Source organism: Mucilaginibacter sp. GW822-FHT03E02 (assembly GCF_058801545.1).
The window spans coordinates 3,026,096-3,046,672 of the sequence record NZ_JBXANJ010000001.1 but is presented as its reverse complement, the minus strand read 5'-3'; the positions used below and the strand labels follow the sequence as shown (position 1 = coordinate 3,046,672).

Genomic DNA, 20,577 nt, shown 5'->3' with positions numbered 1-20,577 from the left:
AAAGAAAGTTGTCATTTCGAATGAGCCGGGCAGGCCAAAGTGGAGTGGCGCGAAGAGAAATCTTATACGCCCTGCATCCCACGATGCAAAGTTCGAAATGCAGGTTGTAAAAGATTTCTCCTCACCCCATGCTCAATCCCTGCCCCGGTTCGTCGAAATGACATTTTTCATTATAAGTACTTACATAGTCAAGACAGAGGCCAACTACTCTTCTATATCCGGTCCCTTTAATTTATTCCTGTCTGTCCCTTTTTCCAAAGTCAATAAAAATGCCGGCAACAAGGTAAGGTTGCTGATCATCGCCACCAATAATGTAATAGATAGCAGGATGCCCAGGGCTTGTGTACCGCCAAATTTTGATACCACAAACACACCAAAGCCAAAAAATAGTACTGTTGCTATAAATATCATGCTCACCCCCGTTTCGCGGATGGTATCGGATACAATTACCGATATGCTTTTGCCGGTGTTGCGCAGCTCGTGGCGGTAACGGGTGATGAAATAAATGGTCTGGTCGGATGAGATACCCATGGCTATACTGAAAATGAGGATAGTTGATGGTTTAAGCGGAATGCCAAAAAAACCCATGATGCCGGCTGTAATAATCAGCGGCACCAGGTTGGGTACTAATGATACAGCTATCATTTTAACGCCCCGGAACAGTATCCACATCACTATAGCAATCAGGAAAATAGCCCAGGCCAAACTTTCATACAGGTTGGTAAGCAGGTAGTTGGTGCCTTTAATGAATATGATGCTGCTGCCGGTAAGCTCTACATGGAATTTTTTGGGGTTGAAGATAGAATCGATGCGCGGTTGCAATTCGGCCAGCACTACATTCATTTTTTTTGACCCTGCATCAATCATTTCAAACGTTACGCGGGTTACCTGTTTGGTGCTATCTACATAACTGTTTAACGCGCTGGTGCCTTTCCCCGTAGAGTTACCTGCATAGTTCAGGATGAAATTTTGTTCCAATCCATCGGGCAGCCGGTAATATTCTGGTGCGCCGCCGTAAAATGCCTGGGTGCTGAATTTTAAAACCTGGATAAGCGATATCGACCGGCTAAACTGCGGGTACGACGAAATTAATTTTTCCAGCTTCTCAACCTTGCGGATTACGCCAAGGTTTACCACACCGTTTTTACGTTTGGTATCAATACTTACCTCTAAGGGCAGTACGCCGTTAAAGTTGGCCTCAAAAAATTTAAGGTCTTCAAGCGTGTTGTTATGCTGGGGCAGGTCATCAACCACAAACCCGTTAATATTTATTTGATAAATGCCCACGCACGATATGGCAATTAATGCCAACGTGCCTATGTAAATAGTTTTGCGCCGGGTATGCACCAGTTTATCAAGGCCGCTTAGTAAGCTCGCCATCAGCTTGCTATCCTTAATGCCGGCCTTTTGTGGTTTGGGCGATGGCAGGTAGCTGAAAATAATGGGCACTAAAATTAAGCTTAATGCAAAAGTAGCAATAATGCTGATGGAGGCTACCAGGCCAAACTGTGTAAGCAGCTCGCTGTTGGTAAAGCATAATACGCCGAAACCTATGGCGGTTGTAATATTGGCAATAAAGGTAGTTATGCCGGCTTTTTCAATAGCCAGGTGCAACGCTTTCATTTTATCGCCGCACAGCTCATATTCGTGGTAGTATTTGTTAAGGATGAAGATGGTATTAGGAATGCCGATAACCACAATAAGCGGCGGAATGATGCCGGTGAGGATAGTCATTTCGTAATGCATCAGTACCAGTGTGCCCAGGCTCCAAACTACCCCAAGTACAACAATGATAATGGGAAACACCACCGGGAAAAACGAGCGGAAAAATGCCAGCAGAATGATAGCAGTAATTAACACCGATAGGCTCAGGAACATGGAAAACTCATGCGCCACCAAATCGCCAACTACGGTACGGATAAGTGGCAGACCCGAGTAGTGCACTTTAATACCATGCTTTTGTTCAAATGCTGCACCCAGCTTTTTTATTTTGTTGATAATGGGTACACGGTATGGGGTGTTGATGATCTTATCGTCAAAAGTGATAGCCATCAGGGTAGATTTGCCATCATTGCTCAATACCACCCCTTTATAAAAAGGCAGGCTGGCCAGCTTTTGTTTTATACTATCAACCGCCTGCGCTGTTGGCAATATGCCGGTAACCAATGGTTTGATGATAAAACGGTGTTTGGCGGTATCCTTTTGCAGGTTATAAACATTGGCTACCGAAATAACCGCTTTAACACCTTTTACCTGCCTCAAATCGTTCCCTATCTGGTACCAATCGTTAAATACATCCTTGTCAAAAATTTTATCCGATTTGATGCCGATAACCATGGACGAGGCATCCTGGCCAAACATTTTTTTAAACTGGTTATACCTGATGTAGGCCGAATCGGTAACGGGCAGTACCTTACCGCCGTTAAAGGTTATTTTTACTTTGGATGCTTCATAGCTCATAAAAACACTCAACGCCACAACGCTTATCAACACAAGAAGCCTGTTTTTAAGAATAAATGATGCCGTTTTTTTCCAGAACATGAACAGTAAATTATGACCGCCGCTAAACTACGAATTTAGATTTAACCACCCATTGAAGATATTGACTTTGTGACAATTGGAGGTCGCCGCAAAATAAGTCGTAAGAAATATCAATCTGGCAGATGAAAGCCTGCTAATGAGGTTGCCATAAGCTGTATATAACCGCAATTTGTTAACTTTTATTTAATACTTCGGCGCATATAAAATGGGCTATCGCAAAATACCGGGTTAATTATCCGTACCTTTAAAGAAATTCTTTAAGCTCATGATCCTTTTTTCGAAGCGAAACCTGCATTATACCGATTACAAATGGACGAATTATACCCAAAACGATCCACGCGTAAACGGCAAACCAGATGCAACCCCGTTTGCAAAAGATGAAGGCAACGAAGTTGTTTACCTGATAAACAAACTGATGATATTGTGGGATTACCGTTTTGCGAATACGGGCAACAAAATGGAGAAACTTATTCACGATAAACTGCCCGCCGAAATATTTACCCAGGAAGATGTACAGGTTTGGCTTAAGTCGAATTTGAAGTTTTAAGTGAGTGGTGAATAGTTGATTGGGTGAGTGGTTGATTAAGTGATTGAATTTGCTATTCAAGCCGGTTAATATCTTCCGATCTGATCCAACCTTGAGTACTGTGGTTATTTACGTCGGTAAAGGTGCAATGAACCCAATTGTTCTTTTCCTCATCGATGTAAATAATATTCCCTTTTACTAAATATGCTTTTCTTTTGGTTTCCAATCGGGCATCCGTATAAAAGAATGCTTTGGTGGCGGTGATATATTTAATAGCTATCCAGTTTTGTTTTTTACTAATAGCAAAAATCACCGGCTCATCTTTAAAATGTTGCACCATAGCGCAGCCACCGTGCTCTTCGTCTAACTTTAAGGATAGTTTATTATTGGCGATTGGAATAAGCGTGCCCGCTATCAAGTCGTTATTATCAGCTGGAAAACTATCCAACGGAGAAAATGACTTGACTTTTGCCTGTTTATCTGTCAGTTTTCCTTCGATATAAAAAATACAAGAAAATTGTGGGCTCCCGCTGGCAGCATCTTCACCGGTACCACTTTCAAAGTAGCCGGTTACCTGGTTGTCTACTGGGTTGAAAGCTATTTTCAACTCATCATATTCGCCGGATAAAACAAGAGGGTCATTAAAACTCGATTTTTTAGGGCCTTGTTGGCAAGCTGTAAAAATTACTACGATACCGGTAACCAATAATGCTTTTTTCATTGTGAAGATTCAGGATCGAAAGATATAAAAATCTACACCCAATCACCTCACTCCTTCTTAAAATCATAAGGATTATACTCTACAAAATCGGCTACTTTAACCCGTACGCCGGTTACCCGGCCGTTTTGAACGGTGAAGGGGAACACTGCCTTGCCTAAAGTAGGATCTGAAAAGGTTACGTAGTAACGGTTGCCACCTAAAGGTTGCAATTTGGCAAACATTTTAGGGTGGTGTTCAAAACGCATCTCCAGGTCGTTATTCTCGCCCTGGGTTACAGTCATGCTGCCATAAAGGCTATTGGTATATTTGCCGGTGTAGTTTTGGGCGGGTAGGGCCGGGCGCAAGTTTAGCAGTACCGAATCGCGCAGTTTTTTATCTGTGGCCTGGTCGGCAGTGGCGCGGGTTTTGTAATTAGCCAGGTAAGCGTCACTATAATTTCGGTATCCCTGGCCAAAATAAGCATCTAATATTTCCCAGCGCAGGGCTTCAAAAAACTGATTCTGATCGGTATTGGTTAAGATGATAATACCCAGGTGATCTTGCGGAGATAAGGTTACCGATGATAAATAGCCATTTACCCCGCCATCGTGCATGACCAGCCGGTGGCCCGAGTAGTCCTGTAAAAACCAGCCCAGCCCGTATAACTCAAAGTTGTTTTCGCCGTTCAGGTGGTGGATGCTGCCTACAATATCCTGTGGCTGGCGGGTAGCCTGTATGGCTGCCGCGGGAATTACCTGCCTGTTGCCAACTTTGCCGTCATTAAGTAACGCCATCACCCACTTGCTCATGTCATTTACCGACGAGCTGATAGCCCCGGCAGGCGCAAGCCCATCAATCTGGCAATAAGGTATAGCTGTTAGCCTGCCATCATTTAAGGTATGTGGTACGGTACGGTTTATTGATTTGGGCATTTCGGCCGTAAGGGCCAATGTGTTGCTCATGCCCAGGGGGGCAAAAATGTTTTCTTTCACGTAAGCTTCCCATGACCTGCCGGTAACCTTCGGGATAATCTGGCCAGCCGTTAAAAATGCCGAATTGGTATAACCCCATTTGGTGCGGAAAGCATAAGGCGCTTTAATTTGCCCCAGCTTTTGAATAATTTCTTCGCGGCTAAGGTTGGTATTGTAAAATGTAAAATCGCCCTGGAAGGTTTGCAGCCCCAGCCGGTGGCACAATAAATCGCGCACAATGGCCTGCTCGCCCGCAAGTTTATTATCAAGCTTAAACTCCGGGATGTATTTGGTCACCTTATCATCTAACGAAAGTTTGCCGCTGCTTTGCAGCATAGCCAAGGCAGTAGCCGTGAAAGCTTTGGTGTTGCTGCCTATCATAAACAAGGTGTTTACATCCACCAGATTTGGCAGGCCAAGTTCCTTAATGCCGTAGCCTTTCATTAATACTATCTTATTGTCTTTAACAATACAAACAGCTACGCCCGGGATGCGCCAGTTGGTGAGGGCTCGGCTTACATATAGGTCAAGGCTATCGCTTATAAACTTGCTCCGGTTGGCGCGTTGGGCCTGGGTAACAGTAACTAATGAAACAAAAAGGATAATAAGTAGAAGTATTTTTTTCATTACACTGGTTTTATGCTTGGCGAATGTGCTAATTTAACGCAAAATTTACGGCGGCATTGCTTATTTTTTAAATAATGCCGCATTCATTATTCAAAGCATTTTATATGAAATTTTACCGTTCAGGCTGGTCGTTCCTGTTAATCGTTCTGTTTATTTTAAACAATAACCCGGCTAAAGCGCAACGCGCACCTACACACTGGGCCAATGATGGCTATCAGTATTATAAAACAACGGGCGGCGAAATTACCGTTTACGACACCCGCGATAGCAGCAAAAAAACAGTTTGGATAAGCGCAGCCATGCTTACACCCAAAGGCAAAACACCTATTGGTGTAAAAAGGTTTACCATATCTGACGATGGAAAAAAAGTGCTCATTAACACCAATACCAAAAAAGTATGGCGCTATGATACCCGTGGCGATTATTGGGTGTTTGATACCGGTACGCAAAAGCTATGGCAATTAGGCAAAAATCTGCCCGAATCGTCATTGATGTTTGCCAAACTATCGCCCGATGCAACTAAAGCTGCTTATGTAAGCGGCCATAATATTTATGTTGAGGACCTGGCCAGCGGCGATGTTAAGCAGTTGACTACCGATGGTAGTACCCACGTTATTAACGGTACTTTTGATTGGGCGTACGAAGAAGAGTTTGGCTGCCGCGATGGTTTTCGCTGGTCGCCCGATAGCCGCAATATAGCTTATTGGAAGATAGACGCTACCAAAATTAAAAGCTATTATATGCTGAACACAACCGACTCGATATATCCGTTTGTGGTACCGGTTGAGTATCCTGTTGCGGGCGAAGACCCGAGTTCGGCAAAAATTGGGGTGGTTGATGTCAGCACCGCTGCTACCAAATGGATGGATATCCCCGGCGATAACGTGCAACACTATATCCCCCGTATGGAATGGACTTTAAGCCCTAACGAACTTATTGTTGAGCAACTGAACCGCGCCCAAACAGAAAGCCGCGTATTTATCGGCAATATATCAAACGGCACAACCCGCCTTATCCGTGAGGAAAAAAGCAACTCATGGATTGACGGCAAAGAGCGCTGGAACAATGGCGACCCGATTGGATGGGAGTGGATAAATAAAGGAAAGGACTTTTTATGGGTGAGCGAAAAAGATGGGTGGAAACACGTCTATCGTGTAAGCCGCGAGGGCAAAGAAACCCTGCTTACCAAGGGCGATTATGATGTAATTACCGTAAGCCTTATTGACGAGGCAGGAGGCTACATTTATTTTATGGCTTCGCCGGATAATGCTACCCAGAAATATTTATACCGCATAAAACTGGCAGGTGGCAAAGCCGAGCGTGTTTCGCCTGCTGATCAGCCGGGTACCCATGGTTACGATATTTCGCCTAACGGAAAAGTGGCGCTGCACAATTTCAGCAATAGCTATACCCCGCCTGCAAGCGAGGTGGTAAGCCTGCCCAATCACAAGCATATTGGCGGTGAAATTATTGCCGTTAATAAGAATGCTAAAAACAAGCCCGAGTTTTTCAAGGTAAAAACAGTTGACGGTATTGAAATGGACGGCTGGATGATGAAGCCAACCAACTTTGACCCGAACAAAAAATACCCTGTTGTATTTACCGTTTATGGCGAACCCGCCGGCCAAACCGTAACAGATACCTGGGGCACAGGTCGTAATGGCTTATATGTAGGCAGCATGGCCGACGATGGCTACATTTATATGTCTGTTGAGGGGCGTGGCGCACCGGCCCCCAAAGGTACAGCCTGGCGCAAGGCTATCTATAAAAATATTGGCATCATCAACATTCGCGACCAGGCTATGGCAGCCAAAGAGATCCTGAAATGGCCTTTTGTTGATTCCTCCCGCATAGCAGTACACGGCTGGAGCGGCGGCGGTTCATCAACTCTTAACCTGATGTTCCAATACCCCGACATTTACAAAACAGGGATAGCTGTAGCTGCCGTAGGCGATCAGTTAACTTATGATAACATTTACCAGGAACGCTACATGGGCGTGCCGGTTAATGACGAAGGCAGGGCGGCATTTATCAAAGGATCGCCAATTACCTACGCCAAAAATCTGCGCGGTAACCTGCTATACATACATGGCACAGGCGATGATAACGTACACTACAAAAACGCCGAAGAATTGATTAACGAGCTGGTTAAATACAACCGCCAGTTTGAACTAATGGCATACCCCAACCGTACCCACGGTATTTTTGAAGGCCCGGGCACCAGCCTGCACCTGCATACCATGTTCACCAAATATTTGAAAGAACATTGCCCGCCGGGTGGGAGATAGGATTTAAGTTTGATAATAGATAGGCCTCTCGTGAAAATGAGGGGCCTTTTTTAATTTGCGCGTGTGGTGTTTTGCCCCTCTGGGGCAGATGAGTTGTGTGGCGTGGTTCTACAAAGCTTTTGTCCCTCTGGGACAGGATACGCCAGAATTCATGTAGGGGAATTTTATTTAAATTAAGAAAACAACAAAACACAAGTGTGTCATTACAAACCACGAACGACTGAAGTCCTCTCCCTCTGGGCAACTTGTGCGCCTGAAATCAATCTTAGCGGGAATCCTATTTAAGAAAACAACAAAAATCAATTCTACCGTTATAAACCAAGAACCATCGCCGCACCTGTCCCAGGGGGACAAAAGCTTTGCCCCCCTGGGACAAGACATACGCCAGAATTCATGTAGGGGAATTTTATTAAAATTAAGAAAACAACAAAATGCAAGTGTGTCATTACAACGACTAAAGTCCTCTCCCTCTGGGCAACTTGCGCGCCTGAAATCAATCTTCGCGGGAATCTATTTAAGAAAACAACAAAAACCAATTCTATCATTATAAACCAAGAACCATCGCCGCACCTGTCCCAGGGGGACAAAAGCTTTGCCCCTGGGACAAGACATACGCCAGAATTCATGGAGTGGAATTTATTAAAATTAAGAAAACAACAAAATGCAATTTTGTCATTAGAACGACTTAGGTCGTCTCCCTCTGGGCAACTTGTGCGCCTGAAATCAATCTTAGCGGGAATCTATTTAAGAAAACAACAAAAATCAATTCTACCATTATAAACCAAGAACCACCGGCGCACTTGTCCCAGAGGGACAAAAGCTTTGTAGCAACCCCACGTGTGTCCTTTTTTTTGCCCCAGAGGGGCAAAACTTAGCTAAGCAGTTATTCAGGAAGTTTGAAAATGTATTGCTCATCATACGGAATATCAAAATGCTTTAATAATTGCCGGTATTCTGTTAAGAACGTTTTCTCTTGATGATGCTCCTTTTGATTTAATATGTATTTGACCACCTTATCAACCTCCGGTTTGCTATGGCTAAAAGCGCCATACCCATCCTGCCATTGAAATTTGCCGACGGTTAAATTCTCTTTGTTTACCCATTCAGAAGAGTCGCTTTTTAACACCCGTATCAGGTCGGCGATTGCTTGTTTGGGATTTAAACCGATAAGCAAATGAATATGATCTGGCATGTTGTTAATGGCGATCATTTTATGGCCGTTGTTTTGAACAATTGCGGTCATATACAAACGCAACCGCTCGTCCCACTTTTCGGAAATTAATGCTGCACGATATTTCACTGCAAATACAAAATGGATATATAACTGGGTGTAGGTATTGTTTGTAGCCATAGCTTGTTCGGTAAGGAGTGGTCAAAAAGTTGAGTCCCCCTGGGACTCTAAAACAGGTGTATATTTATTTCTACAAAGCTTTTGTCCCTCTGGGACATAATACGCGCGTGTAGGGTTGTAGGTGGAATTTTAATATTATATAATTTCTTCTTTAGATAGTTAGTATAGAAAAAGAACTTTCCTTACTGCCTCGTCAGTAACATCCCATCCACATTAACGGTACTCACTTTACCCAGTTCATCAATGTTAAACGTAGCGCCAAGTTTGCCGTACTCCTTGCGGGCGTATGGCCCAACAAAAGTGTCATAATTCCAGCAGGTTGCCTCGGCGGTTATAAAATTGTTGATGTTGAAGCTTAGTTTATCGCCGGCTACGGTTATTATTACTGTTCCGTAAAGCGGATCGGTGTAGGTACCTGCATAAGCTTTAAGGTCCAATGTAGGATGGGTGCCCATAACCCGTTTAGCTTCATATTCTTTGGTTGATTTTTGCCGTTTGGCAAGGATATCTCCATAAAGTGTTAAAAACTCCTTGCTCCAGTCGCGGTTGCCGCCTAATGCAAAAAAATCAAAGGCTTTAAACATCAGGGCGTGGCGTAGTTCGGCGTGGTCAAGGTTGGCCAGTATGTATACGCCTACCTTTTTATCTACAATCATCCCGTTTATGGCAATCAGGCCTGTTAAACTGCCTGTATGGAAATCAATTTTTTGTCCCTGGTAATCCTGCTGAAACCAGCCCAGCCCGTAAGTTATCCAGTGCGGTTTGGTAATGCGGGCGGTAGGGTAAAATTCGCTTTCGGGTACAAATGTTTGCGGTTTGAGCAGCATGGCCCAGCTTTCGGGTTTAAGCAGGCGCTGGTTGCCGTTATACTTAGTGCTATCCAGCATGCAATTAACCCATTTGGCCATATCCTCTGCGCTCGACCATACGCCGCCCGCCGGGCCAATGGCATCCGTAACATCCTTTTGGGCCACAACAATACTGCTATCAACCTTAATGTGTGCTGATGATTGATTAGGTACCCCTTTGATTTTGCTGAAGGTAGGAACAGAGCGCGTCATTTTTAGCGGAGTGAAAATCCTTTTCTGCACAAAGTCTTCCCAGGGCATGCCGCAGGCTTTTTCAATTACTTTACCGGCGGTTACATAAAATAAGTTCTGGTAAACAAAGCCTGCCCTGAAACCATATTCTGGTTTTACCAGGCGCAAACGGCGAAGCATGTCATCAGCCGGAATGCTCATGAAGGCCCATAAATAATCTGTATTGCCTACGCCGGTATCGTGCAAAAATAAATCGCGTACGGTTAGTTCGCGGGTTACGTAGGGGTCATATAGCTGAAAACCGGGCAGGTAATCTGTTACCTTATCATCCCAGTGCAGTTTGCCTTCGTCAACCAGTATGGCGGCACAGGCGGCGGTCATGGCCTTGGTTGTTGATGCAATGGCAAAAACAGTTTGTGCATCAACCTTATCGGGCTTGCCCAGTTCACGTACGCCATAGCCTTTGGCAAATACTACCTTGCCATCTTTAACTACTGCTATGGCCAGGCCCGGTACATGCCAGTCGGTAACGGCCTGTTGTACGTAGTTGTCAAACTCCTGAATATTCGGGTTGGTTTGGGCTAACGCTATGGCGGGGGTAAGGCATATAAATAGCAGGCATTTTAAAAGTTTCATGATTTTGGGCTAAAGGTTTTCTGCACTCAATATAGCGATAAAATATAACTTGGCCCCGGCGCTGCTATCTAAATAAAAGGCACAAAAAATACCCCTTGCTTTAAGTGCAAAGGGTAGTGATTATAATTTGGCTAAAATGTTGATTTTAGTATGCAGCTGGCAGGTCGTCGCCGTCTACGTAAGTTACCTGTTCGCCCTGTTTTATAGGCTTTGGCCCCTCGGCCTCAAAATCACTTTTACGGCCAAGCATAGTAAAATTTTCGGCAACCACTTCGGTAGTGTATTTCTTGATGCCGTCTTTATCTTCAAATGACCGGGTGCGCAGTTTGCCTTCTATATAAACCAGCTTTCCTTTTTGTAAAAATTTTGCGGCCATATCTGCAAGGCCGCGCCACATTACAATATTGTGCCACTCGGTTTGCTCTATCTTACGGCCATCCTTGTTAAATGTTTCAGAAGTGGCTAACGGAAAGCTTGTTACCGATACTCCGCCATCTAATGTACGCAATTCAGGGTCCTTGCCTAAATGGCCAACAAGGATAACTTTATTAATTCCAGACATGCCATAAAATAACGGAAATTATTTTATAAATTAAAAATATTTTTTATTAATATAAAAACGATCTTCGGAAGTGCCAGTTCAGGTAGGTTGTCAATGGAGATAAACGTCCAGTTTTCTTTCAAAATAAGTGGAGTATTGGTGGTTTTAACCATCCGCACAAATAGCCGTTGATGGGTAAGGATGTGTTTTATTACGGCGGTATCTTCTATAATGTTTAGTTCGTTCCCAAAAATGGCAGTTACTTCAGGGTGTTTTGCCAATTCATGCGCCGGTAGCATCCTATGGGTTTCAACCACTGGTAAGTCATACATATTGGCCCAGATGTCTTTATCTCCCCTTTTATTCATTAAAACGGTGTCCCCATCCGTAACTAAAAAGTAATTAAAAAAGCGTTCGCGCACTTTTACAGTTTTTAATTTTACGGGCAACGCGGTTGTTGCATTGTTTAAAAAAGCAGCACAACCTACATGTACCGGGCAAATACCGCATGCCGGATTTTTAGGTTTACAAAGCATCGCCCCAAATTCCATCATGGCCTGATTATGCAATGCTGCATTTTGCCTATTAAGCAAATTTGTTGCGAGTGATTGGAAGGTCTTTTTGCCCGTGGTGGAATTAATGGCGTCATAAATTCCAAAATATCGAGCCAACACCCTGTACACGTTACCATCAACAACGGCTCTTGCTTCGTTTGACGAGAAAGATGAAATGGCAGCCGCTGTGTATTCGCCAATACCTTTAAGTTTAATCAATTCGTCATAGCTTTCGGGGAATACGCCGTTGTACATTTGCTGCACCAGTCGCGCGGTTTTAAGCATATTGCGCCCGCGGGAATAATAGCCAAGCCCCTGCCAAAGTTTAAGCACTTCGTCTTCATGTGCGGCTGCAAAATCGCTCACTATTGGGTATTTTTCAACAAAGCGGTTAAAATATGGCAGCCCCTGTTCAACGCGGGTTTGCTGTAAAATAATTTCTGACAACCATATCGTATAAGCATCGGTAGTATTGCGCCAGGGCAGGTCGCGTTTGTTGGCAAGGTACCATTGTACCAGTTCGTCGGTAAAGTTCATTGGGAGTAAAGGTAGCGAGGTAAATGGTAAAAGGTTGCATCAGTGGCCTGAAGTTTATTAAGCGGCACTTTAATAAATAGCGGCTTAATTTATGCCCGATTCCTCAAACATGCGGAATAGGCTTGTTTGCCAAGGCAGTCAACGAATGTTTATTATCGCATCTCCGCATCCTTTTATATATTTGGGGTAAATGCAACACCTCTCTATCGGCCAGCATATTATCCAGGGCATTAAACAAACTAGCTACCTGGAGTGGGTTGGGGCCGTTACTACTGTTGCCTGCGTTTACCTGGCTGCGCGGCAAAACATTTGGAACTGGCTGGCCGGCATCATTGCAGTAATAGCCTACATGGTGGTGTTTTTTGAAAGTGGTTTATTTGGCGATGCCTATTTGCAAATTTACTTCCTGGGTACAGGCATTTACGGGTGGTATTTTTGGCTCCGTAAAAAAGAGCGGGATGAAAAACCGGTAGTTAGCCTCAACAGCAAGGCGTATGCTGTGGTAATATTGGCTACTCTTGCCCTATCTGGATTGCTTGGTCTTTATCTTCAATATTTTACATCAAGTACGGTGCCTTATATCGATGGTTTTTGCACTGCGGTAAGTTTTATGGCCCAATTGCTAATGACCCGGAAAATTCTGCAAAACTGGGCGCTTTGGGTATTTGTAGATATTTGCTATGTACCGTTATATATCTACAAAAACCTGTACGTTACTGCCGTTTTATATGCCATCTTGCTGGTTTTAGCTACTATAGGATACATTGACTGGTATAAAGAATATAGAGGTAAGTCTCGAGCCAAAAGTTTTAAGTTCTAAGTCAGGGAAATCGCATTTACATTAAAACAAGAGGGGCACCTACCGGGAAAAAAAGGACTTGGGGCTTCCGGCTTAAGACTTTCGACTTAACTGAATACCATTTCGTCATCAGCCCAGCCGTCTAACTCCTGTGGATTGTGGCTTACTATGATGGTGGTTATATTTAATTCTTTCAGCAAAACTTTCAATTCGGCTATCAATTCCGTTTTCATTTTTGTATCGAGAGCCGAAAAGGGCTCGTCCATCAAAAGTAACCGGGGTTTGGTAGCCAATGCGCGCAAAATGGCCAGGCGCTGTTGCTGGCCGCCCGATAGGTAATCGGGTTTATGCGTTTGCAGCGATTCTAATTTGCCCAGCAATAGGAGTTTGTTTATCCATTTTTCATCGTCGGTAGCATATTTAAGGTGCTGCCTCACCGTCATATTAGGGAACAGTGCGTATTGTTGGAATACAAAACCAATATTTCTTTTTTGTGTTGATAGGCTGATCTTTGTGTCTGAATTAAACCATGTTTCGTTATCTGCTTTAATAAAGCCTTTTTCGGGGTTAATGAGCCCCGCAATTACCTTTAAAAAAGTTGTTTTACCCGAACCCGACGGTCCATGTATTTTGGTGACACTGCCCGTGGTAAATTGTTTATCAATGCGTAGCACCTGCTGCCCGTGATAGGCCTTTAGCTTCTTTTCGATATTGATGCTGATCATCCTAAGGGGCTTTTGGCTTGATATTTATTAAACACAAAAACAGCTATAACCATCACAAACGTTATGGAAAATAAAATGAGCGAGTAGTTGTTGGCCGACGCGTAATCCATTTTTTCCACGGCATCATAAACCGCGATGGAAGCTACGCGGGTAACGCCGGGGATATTGCCACCTATCATCAGCACCACTCCAAATTCGCCCAGGGTATGCGCAAAGCTAAGTACAACGGCGGTTAACAGTGATGGTTTGATATTGGGCAGTAACACACTTTTAAATGTTTGCCAACGCGATTTTCCTAAAGTGTAAGAAGCCTCGGCCAAAGCAGCGGGCAGCTGTTGCAATGCCGATTTTACCGGGCCAACCATAAAAGGCAAGCTATAAATTACGGATGCCAATACTAAACCAGGGAACGAAAACACCAACTGTACGTCAAAGCGATCATGCAGCCATTTGCCCAGCCCGTGCTGCGGGCTAAAAGCCAGTAACAGATAAAAACCCAATACCGATGGCGGCAACACTAATGGCATGGTAATGATGGCTTCCACCACGATTTTGAAAAATGACCTCCCTCCAGATAGCCACCAGGCAAAAGGCACCCCTACAATAAACAACAACGCTGTGGTAACGCCTGCCAGTTTTAAAGTAAGCCATATCGGAGATAAGTCCATCAACAAAAATAGTGGTTATTGTATACGGTAACCATAGCTTGCAAAAATACTTTTGGCTGCCGGGCTTAATATATACTGGTAAAATCTTTCGGCGCCGGGGTTATTTACACCATGTTTCAATAGCACCATGCCCTGCAAAATAGGTTTATAATATTTAGGGTCGATAACCTTGTAGTATAGATCTGTTTTAGAGCCGGCATCTTTTACCAGCGATTGGGTGGTAAAACCAATATCGGCCACGCCGGTAGTGATATAGGTGTTTACCTGCGATATGCTTTCGCCATAAACTGTTTTAGATTTTACTTCGTCTAAAATACCTTTGTGTTTCAAAAGCTCTTCGGCGGCTTTACCATAAGGAGCAATTGCCGGGTTGGCTATAGCTATTTTTTTTACGCGTGCGGTCAACAACATCCGTTCCCAATTCTCGAACCCAATGTTTTGCGAACTACAAATGATAAGACTTCCCCTTGCATATTCCACCGGCTGTTTGATAGCAAAGCCACTCTTAAAAAGCGTTTCAGGGAAGCTCATATCGGCAGATAAAAATACATCAAAGGGGGCTCCGTTGCTTATTTGCGCCACGAGCTTACCCGATGAACCAACTACCGGTTCAATGCTTATTCCCGTTCTCTGCTTAAAATCTTTTTGTAAAACTTCAATAACCGATTGGAGGTTGGCCGCAGCCGCAACCCTCACATTTTGTGCAAAAGCAGGTAAATGTACCATAATGCAAATGGCCATAAAAACAATTTTAAATGGCTTGCTATTGTATTTTTTATGCTTCATTTGTATCTGTTTTATTTGTCAGGTAAAGCCCAGGTGCATTAGCATTTTTTATAGGTTAACCGTGTTGTCGGGCCTCCTAAACACTGCAAATATAAACTTGTTACTCGGTTAATTGATTGATGCCGGCCGAATGAAAATTTACAAAGCGTATGGTTGCCGCGGAGGTGATTTTTATATATGTTAGGTAAGTTTGTTTACTTTATAAAAAACTATAAAAAGATGGGCAATAATGACGTTTAAACCTGATAAAAATCACATTAAATAACTGTATTATATACCTTTAATAGGATTATAAATAGAAATGTACTATCATTGTATCCGGCCTGACGCTAACCAAATTAAACAGCTTTCGTGCCCGCAAAACCAAGCTGCGGGTACGAAAGATACTTACCCCTTTTACCTGCGTATGTGTAAACTTTTAACGAGATTTTTTTTCGCCGTTATACTATCTTTTTTTTCCTTAATTATCCCTGTTTCCGCCCAAACTATTGTCCGGTTGGATGACCATGTTAAGCAGCATATATTTGAATACAAACAGGTTTATTATTTTGAAGATACTACCGGCCGCCTGCAGTTTACCGGCAATGGCCTGCCCGCTTTTGATAACCGTTTTAAAGTAAACCCCGAGCCAACTCCTGTTACCCGGAACGTAAATTCCACCTATTGGTACCGGGTTAAAATTGGCGGGAACCCCGGCACCAAAAATAGCTGGCTGCTGGAATTTTTTGATCAAACTATTGATAGTATTACCGTTTATTCGCCTATCGGCGCTAATAAATATGTACCCATTCTTTTGGGGAGCAGCCGCCCGTTTTCTGAACGGTTTTATCACCATAAAAACTTCAGCCTTAATTTAAATAACCCAGGAAGGGGCTATGCAATTTATTACGTCCGTATCAGGTCGCACCACTCAGTTAACGTAATTATGGTCTTGCGCACTGTTAGCTGGTTTATTAGTTACGCGTTGGATGAGTATTTCTTTTTCGGTGTTTTTTATGGGATGATATTGGTTTTTGGCCTGTATAACCTTATGATGTTTATTGCCATGCGCAAGGTGCAATACCTGTATTACATTGCCTACAACCTTAGCATTGGCCTTTATGAAATGTGTGCTGATGGAATTGCCTACCAATACATATGGCCTAACAACCCGGGGTGGAACCAGTATGCTTACGGTATAGCTTTATTTGCCGCCAGTGTTTTTGCGGTGCTGTTTACCCAAAGCTTGCTTAATTTAAAAGTGAACGCACCCCGTTTATATAAAGCTACCAGCTGGGTTATCGCCCTGCGCTGCCTGTTTTTTATGGCCTGTATCACCATCAACAACAGTTGGTTTAATTACAAGATCATTGAGTTTATACCGTTGCTGCTGGCATTTTATGCGGGTTGTTATACCTGGGCCAAAGGGTACAAGCCGGCTCGTTTTTTTGTTATCGGGTATTTGTTTTTACTCACGGGGTTTATCATCAAAAGCTGCATCGCTTTAAACATGTGGTGGCTGCCGGTTACCGAGTTTGACTATTACAGCCTTAGCGTTTGCTTTATTACCGAAATGCTGTTCATCTCTTTTGCTATTGGCGACAAAGTACGCATCCTGAAAAAAGAAAAGGACGACGCTCAGGTGGCAATGATTAAGCAAATGAAGCAGAACGAGGAGTTGAAAGACGTGCTGAACAAACGCCTGGAAGAACAGGTGCAGGAACGGACCAAAGAACTGGTTGAAAAATCATCGATGATAGCCGATCAGAACGAGGAACTGCGATCTGTAAACGAATTACTGCAGCAACAGGCCGAAGAAATTTCGCGCATGAATGTGTTGCTGGAGAAAGATAATGTTACGCTGCATAACGATATTGAGAAGGTAACGCACGATAGGGTAATGTCGGCCGAGGTTGATTTTGAGGAGTTCAGTAAGATCTATCCCGACCGGGAAACCTGTTTTAAATTCCTGAGCGACCTGAAATGGGAAAATGGCTATGCCTGCCGCAAATGTGGCGGTACGCATTACGGGGGCGGGCATTTGCCGTACAGCCGCCGCTGCTCCAAATGCGGCTACGAAGAATCGGTGATTGCCTACACCATTTTACAAAATACCCGCATTCCCATCAACAAAGCTTTTTACATGATTTTTTTGATGTATTCCACAAAAGGAAAAATATCGTCCCATAAATTATCCGAAATCCTCTCCATCCGCCAAAGTACCTGCTGGGCCTACAGCACCCGTATTAAAAAAGCCATGGAGGCCCGGAAAAAGGAAATAAAAAACGCCGGCTCAAAGGGCTGGAGTAAGTTGGTGATTGATAACTCGCCAGAATAAATATCTTTACCTCATGAAATCACCAGACGAAAAAGAGAAACGCAGGGAACTGCAGCTTCAATTTCAGCAACAACAAAAGCAAACGTTTATAACCTCACTTCCAATGGAAGCGGTAGCCTTTACCAATCTTTTTGATTACCTGGATAATAAGCTGGAAGAAGAAGGGTGCGATCATTCGTTAAGATTTACCGAAGAATATTTACAGCAATTCAACCTCCCTAAACAACAAACAATTGCATGGTTAAATGCAAACGGTGGCTTTTGCGATTGCGAGGTATTGGCTAATGTGGAAGATCATTTTGAAGGATTGTAGCGTAAATGAAATTATACCTCGGAGAATTGATAGATAAAATCACCCCATAAATACAAAAGCCCGGCAATCACCGGGCTTTTGTATTATAATCTGCATATCTGAAATCTGCACATCTGCATATCATCCAGCTTACTGCACCTGGAACATGTTGTTAAAGTTTGTGCCATCCGGATAGTAGCCCGATATCACGAGGTTACCATTGCGCAGATTGGTGATCACTTTATCAATATCAGCTACGCTGTTTATTGGCGATTTATTGATACTGGTAATGATAGAGCCCACAGGAATTTCGAAACTATCAAACACCCTGCCTTCACGTACCTGGGTTACCACAACACCCGAGTTTACATGGAATTTGGCTTTTTGGGCCGGGCTTAATGGCTGGAAGCTTGCGCCCAGTTTGTTAAACAATTCCTCGGCCGATTTTGATACGGCCGCTGTACGTGGCGCTACCGGTGTGGCATCCGCCTTAAGCGTTACGGCAACGTTTTTCTCCTTACCATCGCGCAACACAGTCATGTTTACCTTATCGCCGGGTTGTAAGCGGCCCACGTGCTCCTGTAGGTCAGATGATTCATACACAGGTATGCCTTCCACTTTCTCAATAATATCACCTTTTTGAATACCGGCAGCTTCTGCACCGCCGCCCTCAACCAGGTCATTAACATATAAGCCGGTTGTATTGTTAATATTCAATTTTTGCGCTACATCGGGATTAAGCTCGGTAAAGCTTACACCAATAAAGCCACGTTTCACGGTACCGTATTTTTTAATATCGTTCAGTACCTTTTTTGCCAGGTTAACCGGAATAGCAAAGCCATAGCCTTCATATGAGCCGGTGTGCGATGCTATCGCAGCGTTGATGCCTATCAGCTCGCCTTTGGTATTTACAAGGGCCCCGCCGCTGTTGCCTGGGTTAATGGCAGCATCTGTTTGAATGAACGATTCAATTGCCTTGTTTAACTTAGGCGTGGTTTGCTGGTTGCGGGTACGGCCAAACGGATTGCTTTGGTCCTGGTTGTCCTCGCTGCCAATAATGCCTATGTTACGGCCCTTGGCGCTGATAATACCGGCTGTAACGGTTGAATTAAGGTTAAAAGGGTTACCTACCGCCAACACCCACTCGCCAACACGGGCATCATCTGAGTTGCCCAATTTTACAATTGGCAGGTCGGTAGCGCTTATCTTGATCAGCGCAAGGTCGGTACTTGGATCGGTACCAATCACTTTAGCCTGGAAAGTGCGGTGATCATTGGTAGCAACCGTAATTTTATCGGCTTTTTCAACCACGTGGTTGTTGGTTACAATGTAGCCATCATTGGAAATGATTACACCCGATCCTGATGCCATTTGCGGGCCCTGGGGGCGTACACGCTGGCCAAACATATCGCCAAACATCTGTTCAAACTGGTCTTGCCCGCTGCCGCCCGATTGGCTGCTGTAGGTAGTACGAATGTAAACCACGGCAGGCGTTACCGCTGCGGCAGCTTCTGTAAAATCAAGCGCACCGGTTGAAGATACTACCGGGGCCGACGGATTACTGGTAAAATAAACTTTCTGTTTGTCTTCGAAGCTCAGGTTGTCGGCATACTTGCTCTCGATAATCTTGTAAGTGCCTAAAGCCATGGCTCCTCCAACAAAAGCGGTTAATAATGTTAAACCAATCTTTTTCATCTTTATATTTGCCTTTCTTTATTTTGTTTATAATTAACAAATCAAATTTAATACCATTAAGACGACATAAGCAACGATAAGTTATTAGGTTTTTTGTTAAAATTTGTTAAAATGATTTTACTTAATCACAACCATACTTAATAACTATTTGTTCGAGGTAAGTAATTGATACTAAATGACATTATTGTGAAGATACGATTTTATAAATACCAGGGTGCCGGTAACGATTTTATACTGGTTGATAACCGCGAAAATATAGTTGATCATAACAATCCTAAGCTGATTGCCGGGCTGTGCGACCGCCGTTTTGGGATTGGCGGCGATGGTATGATGTTTTTGCAAAACAAAGAAGGCTTTGATTTTGAGATGGTTTATTATAATGCCGATGGCCAGCCCAGCAGCATGTGCGGCAACGGTGGCCGCTGCATTGTAGCCTTTGCAAAATTTTTAGGAGTGATTGACACCGAAACTGAATTTTTGGCGGTAGATGGCCCTCATTATGCCAAAATTTCATCGGAAGGGGATTGGGTAAGCCTGCAAATGATAGATGTAAAAGAGCTAAAAACCGACCTGGATGCCTATGTACTCAACACCGGATCGCCGCATTACGTTAAATTGGTTGATGACCTGGCCCACCGCGATGTTTTTCATGAAGGTAAAGCCATCCGTAACAACGCTACCTACCGCGAAAAAGGCATCAACGTAAATTTTGTTGAACCAACCGATGACGGGTACTTTGTACGCACTTTTGAACGGGGGGTAGAGGATGAAACCTTTGCCTGCGGAACAGGTGTTACCGCGGTAGCGCTCGCTATGGCAAGCCACAACCAGCAAACCGGGCATATTGATACCCCGATAAAAGTATTGGGCGGCAACCTTAATATTCGTTTTGATTACGATGGCAAGGTTTTTACCGATATATTTTTAGAAGGCCCCGCAGTGCAGGTATTTGATGGAGTGGTAGAGGTATAGCTTTAATTGGA

The 20,577-nt window shown here is 43.8% G+C and carries 17 protein-coding genes; 6 read left to right on the top strand and 11 right to left on the bottom strand.

Annotated features, from left to right (window positions below; translation table 11 throughout):
- Window positions 1-204: 204 nt before the first annotated feature.
- On the bottom strand, window positions 205-2,541 hold the full coding sequence (locus tag AC1RM2_RS12765) for an efflux RND transporter permease subunit (RefSeq protein ID WP_492985459.1): 2,337 nt from the start codon (window positions 2,539-2,541) through the stop codon (window positions 205-207).
- A gap of 265 nt (window positions 2,542-2,806) precedes the next feature.
- Between AC1RM2_RS12765 and AC1RM2_RS12760 the strand changes: the two genes are divergently transcribed.
- A complete protein-coding gene (locus tag AC1RM2_RS12760; RefSeq protein ID WP_090651582.1) occupies window positions 2,807-3,088 on the top strand; it encodes a hypothetical protein in 282 nt (93 codons plus the stop codon).
- Between the two features lie 52 nt (window positions 3,089-3,140).
- On the opposite strand, the gene AC1RM2_RS12755 is transcribed toward AC1RM2_RS12760, so the two are convergent.
- Both AC1RM2_RS12755 and AC1RM2_RS12750 read right to left on the bottom strand, forming a co-directional pair.
- A complete protein-coding gene (locus AC1RM2_RS12755; RefSeq protein WP_492985458.1) occupies window positions 3,141-3,788 on the bottom strand; it encodes a hypothetical protein in 648 nt (215 codons plus the stop codon).
- Window positions 3,789-3,835: 47 nt separating this feature from the next.
- Window positions 3,836-5,365 (bottom strand): serine hydrolase, encoded by a 1,530-nt coding sequence (locus tag AC1RM2_RS12750; protein WP_492985457.1) that lies wholly within the window; start codon window positions 5,363-5,365, stop codon window positions 3,836-3,838.
- Between the two features lie 104 nt (window positions 5,366-5,469).
- Between AC1RM2_RS12750 and AC1RM2_RS12745 the strand changes: the two genes are divergently transcribed.
- Window positions 5,470-7,653 (top strand): S9 family peptidase, encoded by a 2,184-nt coding sequence (locus AC1RM2_RS12745; protein ID WP_492985456.1) that lies wholly within the window; start codon window positions 5,470-5,472, stop codon window positions 7,651-7,653.
- An 883-nt stretch (window positions 7,654-8,536) separates the two neighbouring features.
- Here AC1RM2_RS12745 and tnpA read toward each other — a convergent pair.
- The 4 genes from tnpA to mutY form a co-directional block, all read right to left on the bottom strand.
- Window positions 8,537-9,004: an IS200/IS605 family transposase gene (gene tnpA / locus AC1RM2_RS12740; RefSeq protein ID WP_492985455.1), complete on the bottom strand. Its 468-nt coding sequence runs from the start codon at window positions 9,002-9,004 to the stop codon at window positions 8,537-8,539.
- A 182-nt stretch (window positions 9,005-9,186) separates the two neighbouring features.
- Window positions 9,187-10,680 carry a serine hydrolase gene (locus AC1RM2_RS12735; RefSeq protein ID WP_492985454.1) on the bottom strand — a complete coding sequence of 498 codons (1,494 nt, stop codon included), beginning with the start codon at window positions 10,678-10,680 and terminating at the stop codon, window positions 9,187-9,189.
- A gap of 145 nt (window positions 10,681-10,825) precedes the next feature.
- Complete coding sequence (locus AC1RM2_RS12730; RefSeq protein ID WP_492985453.1) at window positions 10,826-11,242, bottom strand: single-stranded DNA-binding protein; 417 nt, start codon at window positions 11,240-11,242, stop codon at window positions 10,826-10,828.
- 23 nt (window positions 11,243-11,265) lie between these two features.
- A complete protein-coding gene (gene mutY, locus AC1RM2_RS12725; protein ID WP_492985452.1) occupies window positions 11,266-12,312 on the bottom strand; it encodes an A/G-specific adenine glycosylase in 1,047 nt (348 codons plus the stop codon).
- A 190-nt stretch (window positions 12,313-12,502) separates the two neighbouring features.
- On the opposite strand from mutY, the gene pnuC reads away from it, so the two are divergent.
- On the top strand, window positions 12,503-13,132 hold the full coding sequence (gene pnuC, locus AC1RM2_RS12720; protein ID WP_492985451.1) for a nicotinamide riboside transporter PnuC: 630 nt from the start codon (window positions 12,503-12,505) through the stop codon (window positions 13,130-13,132).
- Window positions 13,133-13,218: 86 nt separating this feature from the next.
- On the opposite strand, the gene AC1RM2_RS12715 is transcribed toward pnuC, so the two are convergent.
- Genes AC1RM2_RS12715 through modA form a run of 3 tightly spaced genes read right to left on the bottom strand, consistent with a single transcriptional unit; the run spans window position 13,219 to window position 15,290 of the window.
- Entirely contained in the window at window positions 13,219-13,836 is a 618-nt protein-coding gene (locus tag AC1RM2_RS12715) for an ATP-binding cassette domain-containing protein (protein ID WP_492985450.1), read from the bottom strand.
- A complete protein-coding gene (gene modB, locus AC1RM2_RS12710; protein WP_492985449.1) occupies window positions 13,833-14,504 on the bottom strand; it encodes a molybdate ABC transporter permease subunit in 672 nt (223 codons plus the stop codon). The genes AC1RM2_RS12715 and modB overlap by 4 nt, the downstream gene beginning before the upstream one ends.
- Before the next feature lie 15 nt (window positions 14,505-14,519).
- Window positions 14,520-15,290, bottom strand: a complete 771-nt coding sequence (modA, locus tag AC1RM2_RS12705) for a molybdate ABC transporter substrate-binding protein (protein ID WP_492985448.1) — start codon at window positions 15,288-15,290, stop codon at window positions 14,520-14,522.
- 406 nt (window positions 15,291-15,696) lie between these two features.
- Between modA and AC1RM2_RS12700 the strand changes: the two genes are divergently transcribed.
- The gene (locus tag AC1RM2_RS12700; RefSeq protein ID WP_492985447.1) at window positions 15,697-17,607 is read left to right on the top strand and encodes a 7TM diverse intracellular signaling domain-containing protein; all 1,911 of its coding nucleotides are present in this window, start codon (window positions 15,697-15,699) and stop codon (window positions 17,605-17,607) included.
- A 13-nt stretch (window positions 17,608-17,620) separates the two neighbouring features.
- Window positions 17,621-17,920, top strand: a complete 300-nt coding sequence (locus AC1RM2_RS12695) for a DUF2695 domain-containing protein (RefSeq protein WP_492985446.1) — start codon at window positions 17,621-17,623, stop codon at window positions 17,918-17,920.
- Between the two features lie 129 nt (window positions 17,921-18,049).
- Here the strand turns inward: AC1RM2_RS12695 and AC1RM2_RS12690 are convergent, their stop codons facing one another.
- The gene (locus AC1RM2_RS12690) at window positions 18,050-19,594 is read right to left on the bottom strand and encodes a Do family serine endopeptidase (RefSeq protein WP_492985445.1); all 1,545 of its coding nucleotides are present in this window, start codon (window positions 19,592-19,594) and stop codon (window positions 18,050-18,052) included.
- A 186-nt stretch (window positions 19,595-19,780) separates the two neighbouring features.
- Here AC1RM2_RS12690 and dapF point away from each other — a divergent pair, with 186 nt between their 5' ends.
- Window positions 19,781-20,566: a diaminopimelate epimerase gene (gene dapF / locus AC1RM2_RS12685; RefSeq protein ID WP_492985444.1), complete on the top strand. Its 786-nt coding sequence runs from the start codon at window positions 19,781-19,783 to the stop codon at window positions 20,564-20,566.
- Window positions 20,567-20,577: the final 11 nt, after the last annotated feature.

Bases quoted from the DNA above. Each gene is read 5' to 3' on its own strand.
- AC1RM2_RS12765 (WP_492985459.1), bottom strand. From the start codon at position 2,541: ATGTTCTGGAAAAAAACGGCATCATTTATTCTTAAAAACAGGCTTCTT.
- AC1RM2_RS12760 (WP_090651582.1), top strand. From the start codon at position 2,807: ATGATCCTTTTTTCGAAGCGAAACCTGCATTATACCGATTACAAATGG.
- AC1RM2_RS12755 (WP_492985458.1), bottom strand. From the start codon at position 3,788: ATGAAAAAAGCATTATTGGTTACCGGTATCGTAGTAATTTTTACAGCT.
- AC1RM2_RS12750 (WP_492985457.1), bottom strand. From the start codon at position 5,365: ATGAAAAAAATACTTCTACTTATTATCCTTTTTGTTTCATTAGTTACT.
- AC1RM2_RS12745 (WP_492985456.1), top strand. From the start codon at position 5,470: ATGAAATTTTACCGTTCAGGCTGGTCGTTCCTGTTAATCGTTCTGTTT.
- tnpA (WP_492985455.1), bottom strand. From the start codon at position 9,004: ATGGCTACAAACAATACCTACACCCAGTTATATATCCATTTTGTATTT.
- AC1RM2_RS12735 (WP_492985454.1), bottom strand. From the start codon at position 10,680: ATGAAACTTTTAAAATGCCTGCTATTTATATGCCTTACCCCCGCCATA.
- AC1RM2_RS12730 (WP_492985453.1), bottom strand. From the start codon at position 11,242: ATGTCTGGAATTAATAAAGTTATCCTTGTTGGCCATTTAGGCAAGGAC.
- mutY (WP_492985452.1), bottom strand. From the start codon at position 12,312: ATGAACTTTACCGACGAACTGGTACAATGGTACCTTGCCAACAAACGC.
- pnuC (WP_492985451.1), top strand. From the start codon at position 12,503: ATGCAACACCTCTCTATCGGCCAGCATATTATCCAGGGCATTAAACAA.
- AC1RM2_RS12715 (WP_492985450.1), bottom strand. From the start codon at position 13,836: ATGATCAGCATCAATATCGAAAAGAAGCTAAAGGCCTATCACGGGCAG.
- modB (WP_492985449.1), bottom strand. From the start codon at position 14,504: ATGGACTTATCTCCGATATGGCTTACTTTAAAACTGGCAGGCGTTACC.
- modA (WP_492985448.1), bottom strand. From the start codon at position 15,290: ATGAAGCATAAAAAATACAATAGCAAGCCATTTAAAATTGTTTTTATG.
- AC1RM2_RS12700 (WP_492985447.1), top strand. From the start codon at position 15,697: ATGTGTAAACTTTTAACGAGATTTTTTTTCGCCGTTATACTATCTTTT.
- AC1RM2_RS12695 (WP_492985446.1), top strand. From the start codon at position 17,621: ATGAAATCACCAGACGAAAAAGAGAAACGCAGGGAACTGCAGCTTCAA.
- AC1RM2_RS12690 (WP_492985445.1), bottom strand. From the start codon at position 19,594: ATGAAAAAGATTGGTTTAACATTATTAACCGCTTTTGTTGGAGGAGCC.